At 36.9% G+C, this 15,758-nt stretch carries 11 protein-coding genes; 1 reads left to right on the plus strand and 10 read right to left on the minus strand.

Translation table 11 applies throughout. The annotated features are described in order from the left end of the window. Positions 1–93 precede the first annotated feature (93 nt). From ACNFU2_RS18950 to ACNFU2_RS18995, 10 genes are all read right to left on the minus strand, one after another. A complete protein-coding gene (locus tag ACNFU2_RS18950; protein WP_172284143.1) occupies positions 94–678 on the minus strand; it encodes a hypothetical protein in 585 nt (194 codons plus the stop codon). A 38-nt stretch (positions 679–716) separates the two neighbouring features. Continuing rightward, complete coding sequence (locus ACNFU2_RS18955) at positions 717–2,432, minus strand: ATP-binding protein (protein WP_411251582.1); 1,716 nt, start codon at positions 2,430–2,432, stop codon at positions 717–719. Positions 2,433–2,437: 5 nt separating this feature from the next. After that, positions 2,438–3,547: a sensor protein KdpD gene (locus ACNFU2_RS18960; RefSeq protein ID WP_172284147.1), complete on the minus strand. Its 1,110-nt coding sequence runs from the start codon at positions 3,545–3,547 to the stop codon at positions 2,438–2,440. A 57-nt stretch (positions 3,548–3,604) separates the two neighbouring features. After that, positions 3,605–4,690, minus strand: a complete 1,086-nt coding sequence (locus tag ACNFU2_RS18965) for a porin (RefSeq protein WP_418122706.1) — start codon at positions 4,688–4,690, stop codon at positions 3,605–3,607. Positions 4,691–4,716: 26 nt separating this feature from the next. After that, a complete protein-coding gene (locus tag ACNFU2_RS18970) occupies positions 4,717–6,087 on the minus strand; it encodes an outer membrane beta-barrel protein (RefSeq protein WP_418122708.1) in 1,371 nt (456 codons plus the stop codon). A gap of 233 nt (positions 6,088–6,320) precedes the next feature. Further along, positions 6,321–6,878, minus strand: coding sequence for a potassium-transporting ATPase subunit KdpC (kdpC, locus tag ACNFU2_RS18975; RefSeq protein ID WP_273650878.1), 558 nt, complete (start codon positions 6,876–6,878; stop codon positions 6,321–6,323). A gap of 11 nt (positions 6,879–6,889) precedes the next feature. Then, the gene (gene kdpB, locus ACNFU2_RS18980) at positions 6,890–8,929 is read right to left on the minus strand and encodes a potassium-transporting ATPase subunit KdpB (RefSeq protein ID WP_418122710.1); all 2,040 of its coding nucleotides are present in this window, start codon (positions 8,927–8,929) and stop codon (positions 6,890–6,892) included. A 176-nt stretch (positions 8,930–9,105) separates the two neighbouring features. Continuing rightward, entirely contained in the window at positions 9,106–10,800 is a 1,695-nt protein-coding gene (gene kdpA / locus ACNFU2_RS18985) for a potassium-transporting ATPase subunit KdpA (protein WP_418122712.1), read from the minus strand. Positions 10,801–10,806: 6 nt separating this feature from the next. Next, positions 10,807–10,884, minus strand: coding sequence for a potassium-transporting ATPase subunit F (locus tag ACNFU2_RS18990; protein WP_373428029.1), 78 nt, complete (start codon positions 10,882–10,884; stop codon positions 10,807–10,809). A gap of 378 nt (positions 10,885–11,262) precedes the next feature. Then, positions 11,263–12,588: a sigma-54-dependent transcriptional regulator gene (locus tag ACNFU2_RS18995; protein ID WP_306614254.1), complete on the minus strand. Its 1,326-nt coding sequence runs from the start codon at positions 12,586–12,588 to the stop codon at positions 11,263–11,265. Between the two features lie 282 nt (positions 12,589–12,870). Here ACNFU2_RS18995 and ACNFU2_RS19000 point away from each other — a divergent pair, with 282 nt between their 5' ends. Next, the gene (locus ACNFU2_RS19000; protein WP_306614252.1) at positions 12,871–15,738 is read left to right on the plus strand and encodes a M16 family metallopeptidase; all 2,868 of its coding nucleotides are present in this window, start codon (positions 12,871–12,873) and stop codon (positions 15,736–15,738) included. Positions 15,739–15,758 lie beyond the last annotated feature (20 nt).

Here is a 15,758-nt window from a genome sequence, read left to right on the forward strand (position 1 = left end):
ATTTATTTTTTAATAAGCCTATACATAAAAAATGAATTCATCTAGGTTTTCTGGAATTGCATTCATTGGACTATAATAATCTAAAAGTAGAAATTACTTTCCGAACTGTGATGCTTTCCATGCATTAATCATTTGCTCTCCCTTTTTTGGATCCAAAAACATTAAATTAACTGAAAATTCCTTTTTATCAAACAATCTGCTGTACATTTGAAACTCCAGTATCATATTGTTGGGAAGGGTCATTTTAATTGTATACTTGTTGAAAACTAAATTATTAATTTTTTCCTTTGTACTGATGGTATCAAATTTTGCTTTTGGCATATTCTCTTTGAATGCTTTGTACAAAACTTCATTAACTGCTTTGTTTGATTCATCATAATTACCATCAACTTTTGGATCAAAAGGCTGATAATTAGCTTCCAGATAATTAAAATTATCAGATTTAAAAACAAAAATAGTTTTAGATTGATTGATAACTGGCTGACCCGTTGTTTTTTCAAGCACTTCCTGTCCTCTTCCTTGCAACTTTGCCCATTCATCATTATTTACTTTTTCAAAGTTTTTTGGAATTTGAATCTTCCATTTGAAATCACTGTTGTAGAAATCTGTATCAGTATTTTGAGCATAAGATATCTGAGACAATAATAGGGATACAATTAAGATATAGAGGTTTCTCATTTGAAAATTTTTCAGGTTCAAAATTATGAAATCTTATCTTAAGCCACCGGCAATCCAAAATAGAATGTACTTCCTTGGTTGGGTGCACTTTTTACTCCAATTTCACCATGTTGTTTTTCGATAAAGTTTTTCGAAATGGCCAGTCCTAGGCCGGTTCCGTTCTGATGTTCTCCCGGTACCTGAAAGTAGCGGTCGAAAATCTGGCGGTGGTATTTTTCATCAATTCCGCTTCCTGTGTCTGTGATGCTAAACAAAATCATTGCTTCAGACTTCTCTACCAGTATCCGTATGTTTTCATCCTGAAAAGAATGTTTAATGGCGTTACTCAGGAAGTTATTCATCACCCAAACGGTTTTATCAAAATCTGCGGAAACAAGATCTTCTTCACTTGTGAGAAAGTCGGTGCTGATAGAAATATTCTTTTGTTCCGCTAGTTTTTCAACATTTTTAATAGCGGTAGTAACAATTTCTTTCGGTGAGCAGCTTTTGATATTCAGACGAATATTTCCGGTTTCCACCTGCGACAAATTTAAAAGCTCACCTGTAATATCCAGGAGTCTTTGCCCGTCATCGTTTATGCTTTTCAATAATTCCTGTTGTTGGTCATTAAGTTCTCCGAATTTCTGATTCCCTAAAAGCTGAACCCCCATTTTTATAGCCGCAATCGGGGTTTTTAATTCATGGGAAATCGTTGCTATAAAATTGGTTTTTGCAAAATCCAGCTCTTTGAAAGGGGTGATATTCCGGAGAAGGATTACCTTTCCGATATATCTTTTTTCCTTTTCGCCTGTTTTGGCAATATTAATGGGAACAATTTCCTGTTCGAAATAGTTCTCCTTATTATCAGAGACAATTTTGATCGGATCTTTTACAGGATGGTCCATATTTTTAAGCAGCTCCCTGATCAGATCATTGTTTACAGCAACTTCATGAGCTGTTTTGCCAATAATTTCTTCCTTACGAAGGTTGGTGATTTTTAAAGCTTCATCATTGATCATGTAGATGTAATGATTTTCATCAAGGCCGATGACAGCATCATGCATATTGTTAACCAATGTTTCGATCCGCTTTTTATCCATCAGCTGTGTGGAAAGGGTGCTGCTTTCGTATTCCTGTAATTTCTCTGCCATGATATTGAAAGAGTTGGCCAGATCATTGAATTCTTCGCTTCCTTTAAAATGAACCCTTTCATTATAATTTTTATTGGCGATCTGCTTGATGCTGAAGGTCAGTTGGTTGATAGGCTCAGCAATAGTCTGTGGCAAATTAAATAAGAGGATAAAAGCGATAAGAAAACATACGGTTCCTAAACTTACGATCCAGAATGTGGCGCGTTCAGCAGTAACAATTGCAATGTCACTTTTACGCTCAATTCCTTTCATGTTCAGAGACATGATCTTTACTAAATCTTCACGGATAAGCTTTTCTTTTTTATAATCAGGTTGCTTCAGATAACTGCTGAAGTGGATCTTCAGATTCTGAGTGATTTCTTTTTCGCCGATTTCTGAAAGGTTATGTTCCTGTAGTGCATTATTTTTTTCAAAATCTCTGACGGAAACAACGCTGTCTGTGCTCATTCTGTCCAGGGCAATCAGCATATTTTTAGAATACTCAAGGCTGTTGTAATTGGCTGTAAGGATTTTCTCGGTGTCTGATTTTAGTTTATTGATGTACACAGAACCGATCACTGACAGTAAAACGATCAGTAAAAATAAAAGACCAACGCCTAATGTGAGTTTAGTTTTAAGTTTCATTACTCTTAAGATAAAATGATAATGTCTATCTGTCGTTCGTTCAATCGGTTCATTAAGGTATAAATCCAGCTATATCCCGAAATTCTTTGCCAGAAATGAGAATGTGGTTTTCCAATGCAAACCGTTGTAATATTATGCTGGATCACATAATCCAGAATCCCTTTATGAACGCTGTTTTCCTTTATCCTGATTACTTTAGCCCCCATTTCCTGTGCTAAATTAAAATTATTAATTAAATATCGTTGCTTATTTAGGGCTATTTTTTCCGGATTTTCCGAAGGTTTCTGTACATATAACACTGTCCACGGACTGTTGTAATAACTTGCCAGACGTGCTGTTTTCCGGATAATATTTTTGGCAATTTTCTCATTACTGCTTATGCAGGCGAGGAATTTTATAGGCTTAAAGTTTTCAGTTTTAATTTCCGTTTCTACCTTTCGTTCAACGTGGGTAGCAACTTCTTTTAAGGAAAGTTCCCGGAGCTGAAGAATATGTCCGCTTTGAAAGAAATTGTTCAGTGCTGTCTGAATTTTATCTTTTTTATAGATCTTTCCTTCTTTCAACCGCGTGAGAAGCTCATCAGCCGTTAGGTCTATATTCACAACTTCATCAGCAAGGGCTAGAACTTTATCCGGAACACGCTCAGTAACCTCCACACCGGTAATCTTTTTTACCTCTTCGTTCAGGCTCTCAATATGCTGGATGTTCATTGCGCTGATGACATTGATCCCATTATCAAGAATTTCAAGGACGTCTTGCCATCTTTTCTTATTTTTTGAACCTTCAACATTTGTATGAGCCAGCTCATCGACAAGAACCACTTCCGGATGCTCATTAATAATAGCCTGAAGATCCATTTCTTCAAGATTTTTACCCTTGTAGAAGACAGATCTTCTTGCTATTTCAGGAATGCCATCAACCAATGCCACGGTTTCTTCTCGACCGTGGGTCTCAATATAACCAATCTTTACATCAATACCATTTCGTAACAGGGCATGAGCTTCCTGAAGCATTCGGAAGGTTTTTCCCACGCCTGCACTCATTCCAATATAGATCTTGAATTTTCCCTTTTTGGATTTTTGAATCAGTTCTAAAAATTGTTTTGCTGAAGACATTGATTTTATTCTTTTTAATTTGATTTTAAACACTTTTTATGTGATTAAATGATATTATTAAAACCAGGCTGCAAGGCTTGCTGTAATGAAAAAATTACCTTGTTGCATCTCACTATTCTTTACAAAGATCGCATCCCTAGAGGTAAAGCCTCTGGCTTCTGTACGGAAGACGACGTTTTTTAAAATGGCATAATCAACATTCACAGAATACCCAAAGGTTTGAAATCCGTTTGGTGTTTTTGTATTGATAATGACCCCGTTTTTATCATTATAATATTCTAATCTTCCACCTAAGGTCCATTTATAGTCAAGCTGATATTTCACGAGGACATTAGGAGTATACCAGATATTATATTGATCACTTCCTTTTGATTTCTGTTCCGCACCGATATCAAAACCTATTACGGTAGAAAACTGTTCTGTCACCTGGAAAATCCCATGTAGGTCATGGAAGTAACGCATTCTTTTATCGTCTTTTGGCTTATCATTTCCTATAAATGAACTGCTGTTTAGTGTTATTTTATCATTAGGTTTGAAGGTTAGCTGATGTCCGAAAGAAATGGTTTGATTTCCCTCCGGCTTCGCTATCCTCTGCCATCCGTTCAATATCAATCCGCTTAAAAACCATTTTCCACTATCTGAAGTGTAAGAAATTTTGGCACCGGTTTCAAAATAAGGGGAGTTTTCAGCGGCCAGACTTCTGGTCAGATTGATGTTGTCTTTTCCTATTGCGCTTTCCCATCCGATATGAGAAGGCATTATCCCCGCATCGATCCATAAATTTTTATTTTTTGAAATTTTAATTCCAATATTTGCTTCATTTACATAACGTAAGGCGTTCTGTTCTGCTGCCATATTATCTTGTGCATAAGTTCCCGCCATCAAGGCAAAATTGGCACGGAGATGATCACTTTCGTAAGAAGCTTTTACCAAACCTAAGTTAAGATTTACTTCGTTATGTCTGTTGTAGGAATACAAGAAATTTTGGCGAAGATGATTACTGGGTTCATTGAAATCATAAGTGTAAAACAGTTCTGCATAAGCAGAAAATTTTACTTTAGGACTCAGTTTCATTGAATCTGAAGATTGTGCTTTCGGAAAAAAAAATCCTAATAGTATTCCAACAACAATATATTTTTTCATGTGGTTTTAATAGTTAAATGATATTATTACAATCTGAACATTACAGCGAGTGTAAATCTGCTGTCAGACTTTCTCAGATCCGGTCTCCATGATTCTATAGGAGTATCTATCCATCCATCCGGACTGGTTGTTCCTTCTCTTCCGGCAAAATAGGGGATATTGCTTTTTCTGAAGCCATATTCTAATCTGAAGGTCACAAACTGATTAGGCATGATATCTACTGTTGCTGTTCCCTGAAACATTTTAAGTTTTTCTCCTGATGCAATTGCATCGTTGAAATCATTCTGAGCAACAGGAGAAGGTGAAAATGCTAAATAAGCTCCCGGATTCGAAACCGCATCCGCTCTTAAAGTTAAAGCAATTTTATTATGGTGAAACCAGAGTCTGTTAGCAACAGAAGTACCAATCATATAATTGTCCCTGGCCTTTATACCGCCTCCACTTTGAAACCCGTAATGGTTATTGATACTGAATGCTGCCTGTGATAAGCCTTTGCTTTCTTTATTTTTATAGTATCTGGCTACAATACTGTGGTCGTGGTGAAAACGGCGAACTCCAGGGTTGTTTCTTGTATCTTTTCCGTTAAGATAAAAATTAGCTACCAGCTGTAGATTCTCTGTAGGACGATAATAATTGGAAACCCCTAAACCAAGCCCCGTATTCCAGGAATTGTAAGTTTGCCATCCATTGAGAACCCAGATCTCAGTTTTGAATTTTTTTGAAGGATAAGCCTGAATTCTTGCTCCCTGAAAGTAGAAAGGGGTAAAATCGCACACCAAACTTCTCTGGTAGTTCCAGTTTTCTCCCAGCACATAACTTTCCAAGCCGATATAGCTCATGAAAATTCCGGCTTCCACATTCAAGCCGTGCATTACATTAAAGTGATAACCTGCTGCTGCTTCACGGATATATTTTAAATTACCTACGCTCGTATTTTTACCGTGATTTACAGTTCCATCAAGATCCTGAATGATGGAGCCCATTTGTCCGTACTGTAACCATAAACGGCCGATTACATTCTTATAATTGGTCTCTAAACCAATACTAGCCATATTAATGGTCACTTCATTAGAGCGTCCTATAGCTGAGGAAATAGTGTGTGTGTTATCTTTTGGGCGGTTAAAATCATAATTGTAATAAGCGTCCACATAGGTTACACCTGTAAGTATAGTTTCTCCATCTTTGTCTTTTAGGGTTAAAGGAAAATCGGTTTGACGATTCTGACCATTAATCCACGTCAGGTCATATCCATCAAAAGGAATTCTGGATTCCGTTTTTGTGATTAATGAATCTTTGGGTTTGCCAAGAAGGGAATCTTTTTTTATTTCCTGGCCGTTGATTTGGCTCAAAGCAGTAAGTCCTAAGAAACATGCTGCATGAAAAGTTTTTGATTTCATTATAAATATTGATAATAATGTGTTGCAGTAATGGTGGAAAAGGCTTTCCACTATAAAAGGGGGTTAAAAAAATGAATTCTGTAAACGGTAGGAATATTTTTATGATATAGAAACGAAATCTTTTCGTAATGGGAAACTTTGATATCCGTTTAGTTAGAATTTTAGATTACAGAATTCATTATAAGCTGAGGTTCTTTTTTGATTACTAATTTTAATGTAAAGGAGATCTGCTTCTATTGTAATTTATCTAAAGCAATGTTGAGCTTCAGTACGTTGACTTTTGAAGGTCCAAAAAGTCCCAATAGGGGTTTTTCAGTATTTGTTTTAACAAGACTTTCAATTCTGGCCTCAGAAAGATTTCTTTCTTTTGCCACTCTTTTTACCTGGTAAAGAGCTCCTGCTTCTGAAATATCAGGATCCAACCCGCTTCCACTGGCGGTAACAAGCTCTACAGGTACTTCTGTATCTTTCATTTCAGGATTCTGCATTTTTATAGTATCGATTCTCTTTTGAACTGTTTCCAGATACTCCTTATTACTTGGGCCTTTATTGCTTCCGGCACTCCCCGCGGCATTATAATTAGCTGCGGATGGACGGCTGTGAAAATATTTTGGCGACTTGAACTCCTGTCCGATATTAGCGTAGAACTTCTGGTCCCGATAAGTAATGGTTTCTGCATTTCCCTGTGTAGGAAGTAATTTTGAACCTATCAATACAAAAAGTAAATAAAAGCCCGTACAAACCAGCATGACGAATGTTAATTTTAATGCTGAAATAAAATAAATTTTCATTGTTTTAAATTTTAAAAGAATAAACTGATAAACAGATCAATAAGTTTTATTCCGATGAATGGAACGATTACACCTCCTAAACCATAGATCAAAAGATTTCTTCTGAGCAAAGCACTTGCGCCAATAGGTTTATAAGCCACACCTTTCAGTGCCAGTGGAATTAGTGCAGGAATGATAACCGCATTGAAAATGATCGCAGATAATATCGCAGATTCAGGGCTATGAAGATTCATGATATTCAACTTCTGAAGAGCTGGAATAAAAGTGATAAACAAAGCCGGGATAATAGCAAAATACTTAGCCACATCGTTCGCAATGCTGAAAGTGGTAAGGGTTCCACGGGTCATCAATAATTGTTTTCCGATCTCTACAATTTCAATCAGCTTCGTAGGGTCATTATCAAGATCTACCATGTTTCCGGCTTCTTTTGCTGCTTGTGTCCCACTGTTCATGGCAACACCTACATCTGCCTGAGCTAAAGCCGGTGCATCATTCGTTCCATCTCCCATCATCGCAACCAGTTTTCCGGACTGCTGTTCTTTTTTGATGTAGTTCATTTTATCCTCAGGTTTAGCTTCAGCGATAAAATCATCAACACCTGCCTTTTCTGCAATAAACTTGGCCGTTAAAGGATTATCTCCGGTTACCATTACGGTTTTTACACCCATTTTTCTTAAACGCTGAAAACGTTCCTGGATTCCTGTTTTAATGATATCCTGTAGTTCAATTACTCCCCATACTTTCTCGTTAACCGACACCACCAACGGAGTTCCTCCGTTTTCAGAAATTTTAGTGGTTGCATCCTGAGTTTCCTGAGGAAAGATATTTCCTGCTTTTTCAGTTAATTTTTTAATCGTATCGTAAGCTCCTTTTCGGATACGTGTATCTTCGAAATCAATCCCTGACGTCCTTGTCTCTGCCGTAAAATCGATATAAGTAGGGCTGGAGACAATCAGGTCCTGAGGCTGTAGTTCACTCAGCTCAATAATTGATTTCCCTTCCGGTGTTTCATCCGCTACAGAACTTAAAGCTGCCGCTTTAATAAAATCATCAAGTTGTATGTTATTGGCAGGGTGAAATTGGGTTGCTTTACGGTTCCCAATGGTGATGGTACCTGTTTTATCCAGAAGTAGAACATCAATATCTCCGGCTGTTTCTACAGCTTTACCACTTTTGGTAATCACATTCGCTCTTAAAGCTCGGTCCATCCCGGCAATACCGATTGCAGAAAGCAAACCTCCAATTGTTGTCGGGATCAAACAAACGAAAAGGGATATAAATGCCGCAATAGTAATTGGGGTTTGCGCATAGTCTGCAAAGGGTTTTAAAGTAAGGGTAACGATTATAAAAGTAAGGGTGAACCCTGCTAAAAGTATGGTTAATGCGATTTCATTAGGTGTTTTTTGTCTGGATGCACCCTCAACAAGGGCAATCATTTTATCAAGAAAAGATTCACCGGGTTTTGTGGTTACTTTCACTTTGATACGGTCTGAAAGTACTTTGGTACCTCCGGTTACAGAGCTTTTATCACCACCTGCTTCACGAATGACCGGGGCACTTTCCCCAGTAATGGCTGACTCATCAATTGTTGCAAGCCCTTCGATGATTTCACCATCCATAGGAATCTGATCACCCGCTTCACAAAGGAAGATATCTCCTAATTTCATTTCAGCAGACATTTTTAATGTAGTCTCTACCTGAAATCCGGGCTTGTTGTCAACAATTAGTTTAGCAGGAGTTTCTTCACGTGTTTTTCGAAGGGTATCAGCCTGGGCTTTTCCTCTTGCCTCAGCAATGGCTTCAGCAAAGTTGGCAAACAATACGGTGAAGAATAAAATGATAAATACTAAAAAATTATATAAGAAGCTTCCCTGTGTTTTATCACCCGTTAAGCTGAATAAGCTTACGATGAGCATAACGACGGTTCCGACTTCTACCAGAAACATCACTGGATTTTTAAACATAATTTTTGGATTCAGTTTTACGAAAGACTGTTTGATAGCCTCATTGACCAAATCTTTTTGAAATAATGTTTGTGATTGATTTTTCATTGTTGAAAAGAATTATATAATTGTTAATCAAGAGGAACCATTAAGGTTGGTTAAAATATAAGATGAGGTATGGATAATATTATTCAAGTGAATGTTTATGATATCAGACTAGTTTGAATTTCCTTGATTTCAGATCCTTAATGGTCCTGTTGATTTTTACTTGGTAGTGTTCACGTTTATTTAGAAAAATACTGGATTTGCTCTGCAATAGGTCCCAGTGTCAATGCAGGGAAGAAAGATAATGCTGCTATCAGAAGTATCACCGCTAGAGTCATAAATCCGAAAGTTGCAGTATCTGTTTTTAAAGTACCGGCACTTTCAGGGATATATTTCTTCTGAGCCAGGTATCCTGCAATCGCGATAGGACCGATAATAGGTATAAACCTTGAAAGCAACAGTACGATTCCTGTAGAGATATTCCACCATGGAGTATTATCGCCTAATCCTTCAAACCCTGATCCGTTGTTGGCAGATGAAGAAGTGAATTCATATAGCATTTCACTGAAGCCATGGAATCCCGGGTTATTCAGCGTTTTGGCTCCGAACTCAGGGAAATAAGCCGTTAATGCTGTCCCCACAAGAATTAAAAACGGGTGAAATAAAGCCACAATCATCGCAATTTTCATTTCTTTGGCTTCGATTTTTTTACCCAAAAACTCGGGTGTTCTTCCCACCATTAATCCACTAATGAATACAGCCAGAATAATAAAAATGAAATAGTTTAAAATTCCGACACCACAACCTCCGTAAAAACAGTTGATCATCATGGCAAGAAGCTGATTCATTCCTGAAAGAGGCATCATACTGTCATGCATTGCATTGACTGAGCCTGTAGAAATAACAGTTGTAGCAATACTCCAATATCCCGAAGCAGCACTTCCAAAACGTATTTCTTTGCCCTCCATTGCACCTAACTGATGATCAGCACCCATCTGTGTGATCTGTGGATTTCCATGGATTTCATTTAAAATGGTAGGAGTGGCCAATGCCAGAAAGCCTATGGTCATTACTGAAAATATCGTCCATGAAAGTCTTTTCTTTTTTAAATAAAATCCCAATGCGAATACCAAAGCGAATGGAATGATCATCTGAGTAACCATTTCTGTCATATTAGTTAAGTAATTAGGATTTTCAAGAGGATGTGCCGAATTGGTTCCAAAGAAGCCTCCACCATTCGTTCCCAAATGCTTGATGGCAATAAAAGCCGCAGCGGGACCCCTGGAGATATCAACTTTTTGTCCTTCCAGAGTAGTGATGTGATCCTTTCCTTCAAAAGTCATCGGACTTCCGTTGGCAGAAAGAATCAGAGCAACAACAATACTTATTGGGATCAGGATTCTGATCATGGATTTAGTAAAAAAATCAAAGAAGTTTCCCAATTCTGTTGTTGTCTTTTCTTTAAATGCTTTGAAAAGTACGGCCATAGCAGCCATTCCGGTTGCAGCAGTTACAAATTGAAGAAACATTAAATACAGCTGGCTTAAATAACTGACTCCCGTTTCCCCTGAATAATGCTGAAGGTTACAGTTGACTAAAAATGATATTGCCGTATTAAAAGCAAGATCGGGAGACATATTAGGGTTTCCGTCGGGATTTAAAGGAAGCCAGGATTGATTGAGTAAAATGAAAAATCCAATAATCAACCAAACCAGATTGATACTCAACATGGCAAACATATTTTGCTTCCATGTCATTTGACGGTTAGGGTTAATTCCGGATATTTTATAAATTAATTTTTCAATGGGCTGAAAAACAAGATCCAAAAAAGTTTTTTTATGGCCATAAACATTAGCAATATATTTTCCTAAAAATATTCCTATTACCAATGTGATAACAAACATTGCTATGATGCCTAAAAATTCTGTGTTCATGATAGATTAAAATTTTTCTGGTTTTATAAGAACATAGCAGATATACACGAAGGCCAGTATTGAAAGAAAAAGCAAACTCCACATAGCTTTATATTTTATCAAAAAATTCAACGGACTTATACAATAGCCAAAATAAAATGGCGCTCAGGATTAATAAAATTATCAACATCATCTTATCATAATTAAGGTTAAAAGGGTAAACAGTACATAAGACACGATCAGGAAGCTGAACTTCGAATGACGCCGTGTTTTGAATGTTTTTTTTGAAATAGTCATTTTAAAATATTTATTATGTTATCCCTAATGCCAAAAAAGAATCCATTCTTTTGTTTTTTATTTTAATGTTTTGTATTACAGTGTTTTATTGGTATTTTGAAAAGGTGTTGAAAACAAAAAAGCCTATCAAAATGATAGGCTCTTTATTAAAATGATAGGCTCTTTATTAAAATGATAGGCTCAGTTTTATCGTAATCCGTATTCTTCCAGCTTGCGGTATAATGTGGCAATACCGATTTCCAGAAGTCTTGCAGCCTCGGCTTTGTTTCCTTTAGTATAATGTAAAACTTTTTGTATATGTTCTTTTTCTAGTGAACGGATGCTTAAAGAATCCTTATCACCGGTCACTTTTTCTGAGTAGTGCGGAAGGCTCTCAGCATTCAGAATATTCTCGTTCATTAATATCAAACTTCTTTCTACCGTATTTCGCAATTCGCGGATGTTCCCTTTCCAGTCATTTTTTTCCAGTGTTTTATAATACTCGGGAGACACCTGTACAGCGCTGAGGTGCAATTTATGAGAGAACATATCAATAAAATTCTTTGCGAGAATTTTTAAGTCTTCTTTCCTTTCACGAAGAGGAGGTAGGCTAATCTCAAAGACATTCAATCTGAAATACAGGTCTTCTCTAAAGTTTCCTTGTTTTATTTCTTCTTCCAGGTTTCTGTTTGTAGCAGCGATCAACCTGAAATCTGACTTCGAAACCTTGGTTTCACCCATTTTAATGAATTCATGGGTTTCAAGAACACGGAGTAATTTAGCTTGAAGCTCTATAGGCATTTCTCCGATTTCATCTAAAAATAAAGTCCCACCATTAGCTTCTTCTACCAAACCCTTTTTGTCTTTTATCGCTCCCGTAAATGAACCTTGTTTATGGCCAAAAAGTTCGCTTTCAAGAATTTCTTTGCTGAATGCAGAACAGTTGATGGCAACAAAATTATTTTTCTTCCTCTCACTTCCGTCATGGATAGCGTTGGCAAAGACTTCCTTTCCTGTTCCGGTTTCTCCTGTTAAAAGTACTGTAGCATCCGTTAGAGCAACCCTTTCCGCCAATTTTTTAGCCTCCAGGATGGCAGGTGAATGACCGATGATCTGATTAAATCCTTTTTGTGAATCCTTCTTCTGGACAATTTTAGATTTATTATCCTTTACTTTATCCAGTGCTTTATACACCAAAGGAATAATTTTATCATTATCATCCCCTTTTACCAGGTAATCGTAGGCGCCGTTTTTCATTGCCTGAACCGCATCCGTAATATTTCCGAAGGCAGTCATAAGAATAACTTCCTGATGCGGATATTTTGTTTTAATGGATTTTACAAGCTCAACTCCAAATGCATCCGGAAGCCGGACATCGCTTAAAACAACATCAAATTCGTATTGCTCAAGCATCGTCATGGCAGAACGGGCAGTAGAAGCTTCTTTAACATTAAAATCTTCCTGAGTAAGAATCATTCCCAAAAGTTTGAGAAGTTTAAGCTCATCATCGATGATCAGAATATTTCCGGACATGGTATAAATTTTAGGTAAAACCTTATGCAAACTTAATCAAACTTACAGATACAAACCGAATGTGAAAGATTTTATTTATTGTAAAATGTATTATTGGATAAAGTACCATATGATCCTGGTCGGTAATAAATCGCCTTTTCAATTCGGCAAATTGGCAATTCAGCAATTCCACTTTTTGAATTGCCATCATAGATGTAATAATTATAAAAGTAATATGCTTTCTTTTAGTATTCCTTACATTTGTAAAGCATTCTGTTTTAATGAATGAAAATGAATTTACATATGACGGACAAAAGATACAAGGAAACAATTCATACTGATAAAAACAACTACGAATATATAACCATTACTCACGATGAAAACGGAGTCAGAATCTATACCCTTAAAAACGGATTAAAAGTATTTCTTGCCCAGAATTTTGATTCACCAAGGATTCAGACCTATATTCCCGTAAGAACCGGAAGCAACAATGACCCTTCTGATAATACAGGGCTTGCCCATTATCTGGAGCATATGATGTTTAAAGGAACCTCAGGAATCGGAACCCAAAACTGGGAAAAAGAAAAGGTTTTGTTAGATCAGATTTCAGAATTGTACGAACATCATAAGGCAGAGGCAGATCCTGAAAAGAAGAAAGAAATCTATAAAAAAATAGATGAGGTATCCCAGGACGCCAGTCAATATGCTATAGCGAATGAATATGATAAAGTGATCTCATCATTGGGAGCAAGCGGAACTAATGCTCATACGTGGTTTGATGAGACGGTTTATAAAAACAACATTCCCAGTAACGAGCTTGAGAAATGGCTGAAAGTTGAAAAAGAGCGATTTTCAGAAATTGTGTTACGTCTTTTTCATACCGAGCTGGAATCAGTATACGAAGAATTTAACCGGGCGCAGGATAATGACTCGAGGTTAGTAAATTATGAACTGATGGATGCTCTTTTTCCTACCCATGCCAATGGCCAGCAAACAACCCTGGGAAAAGCCGAACATTTGAAAAATCCTTCCATGAAGGCGATTCACAAATATTTCGATGAATATTATGTTCCTAATAACTATGCCATGGTCATGGTTGGTGATCTTGACTATGAACGTACGATTCAGCTTATCGATCAATATTTCGGAACAATTCCTTATAAAGAATTACCAAAGAAAACTCCGGTGGTAGAACAGCCTCTCCGGGGAATTGTAGAAAGAACTGTAAAAAGTCCGACCACACCGAGGGTTCAGATGGCCTGGAGAACGGATAGCTATGGAACCCGGGAAGCTATGTTGGCAGATATTACTGCAAATATTATGAGTAACAGGGGGGAAGCCGGATTACTGGACCTTAATATTAATCAGACCCAACGGATGTTATGGGCTCAGGCATTTTCAGTAGGACTAAAGCAATATGGATATTTTTCAATTGTGGCTGTTCCTAAAGAAACCCAATCTTTGAAAGATGCAAAGGATATGGTTTTGGAGCAGATAGAACTGATCAAAAGAGGAGAATTTCCGGATTGGATGCTTCCTGCCATCATCAATGATTTCAAACTTCAGAGAATGAAGGCTCTTGAAACCGCTGATGGTTTGGCTACCAATCTCTATGATACCTATATAAAAGGAAGAACCTGGGAAGAGGAGCTTAATGAAATGGATGTATATGCTTCATTCACAAAACAGGATGTTATTCATTTTGCCAATGATTTTTTTAAGGACAATTATGTTCTGATAAATAAGGAAAAAGGAGTTAATGACAAGCTGATCAGGGTTGAAAACCCCGGAATTACACCGATTAAAATTAACAGAGATGCTCAATCGGAATTTTTAAAACAGATTTTAGCGGAAAAAACGGAAGATATTCAACCTGAATTTATTGATTATGATAAAGAGATCATAACCGGACAGGTTAAGGATAAGAAACTTAGCTTTGTCAAAAACAAATATAACGATATAGCACAGGTCTATTTCATTTTCCCGCTTGGAAGCGATCATGATCGTGATCTGGCAATATCAACGCAGCTGCTCCAATATTTGGGAACTGAAGATTATGCTCCTGAAGATCTGAAGAAAGAGTTCTTTAAAATTGGTGTGAGTAATGATTTTAAAACAACCAATGATCAGTTAACGATTTCATTGAGCGGTTTGGAGGAAAACATTGAAAAAGGAATTAGCCTTCTTCAGCATTGGATGTATAAAGTAAAGCCGGATCAGGAAATCTACAAACAGTTTGTCGAAACAGTTCTTGAAAACCGTGAAGCGATGAAAAAAGATAAAAACCGGATCATGACAGCTCTAACGAATTACACCAAGTTGGGCGAATTTTCCAGGTTTACAGATGTGATTTCTAAAGAGGAGCTTCAAAACAGTGAAGTTGAAATATTTACGGACAGAATGAAAAGAATGTTCGCGTTTCCATACCAGATATTCTTCTACGGAAAAAATCTGGAGAATTTCAAAACGTATATTGACAATTATGTTGAGGTTTCAAGCCTGGAAATTCCGGAGCCTAAGAAATATCCCGAGCCTGAAACCGATGGGAAAGTGAATTTCATCAATTATGATATGGTACAGGTTGAAATGAGCAAAATCGGTAGAGGGCACAATATCAATACTGCTAACTTGGGTAAGATTAACGTTTTCAACGAATATTTTGGACGGGGATTGTCTTCCATTGTATTTCAGGAGATCCGGGAGAGCAAGAGCTTAGCTTATTCAGCATACGTTTCTTATGCTGCAAATTCAGAATCCGGACACCCGGATTATGTAACGACATATATTGGGACACAGCCTGATAAGCTACAGATTGCCGTAGATACGATGTCTGAACTGATGAATGAACTCCCTGAAGTGCCCATCCAATTTGAAAATGCAAAAAGTACAGCTCTGAAACAGATCGCTTCTACGAGAATTACCAGAACGAACATTTTCTTTAATACATTAAGATTAAAGAAAATCGGAATTAGTCATGATTTCAGAAAAGATATGTATGAGGAAATTCAAAAGTTGGATTTTAGCGGGATAAAAGAATTTTACCGGACAGAAATAAAACCCTTGCGTTTTAATACAGCTATTCTTGGCAAAAAAGAAAATCTTGATATGGACGCTGTCAATAAAATGGGGAGTTTTAAAGAAGTCAGTTTAAAAGATATTTTTGGACATTAGATATTAATATATAATATACT

The sequence above is a fragment of the Chryseobacterium sp. PTM-20240506 genome (assembly GCF_048296755.1).
GTDB classification, from domain to species: domain Bacteria; phylum Bacteroidota; class Bacteroidia; order Flavobacteriales; family Weeksellaceae; genus Chryseobacterium; species Chryseobacterium proteolyticum.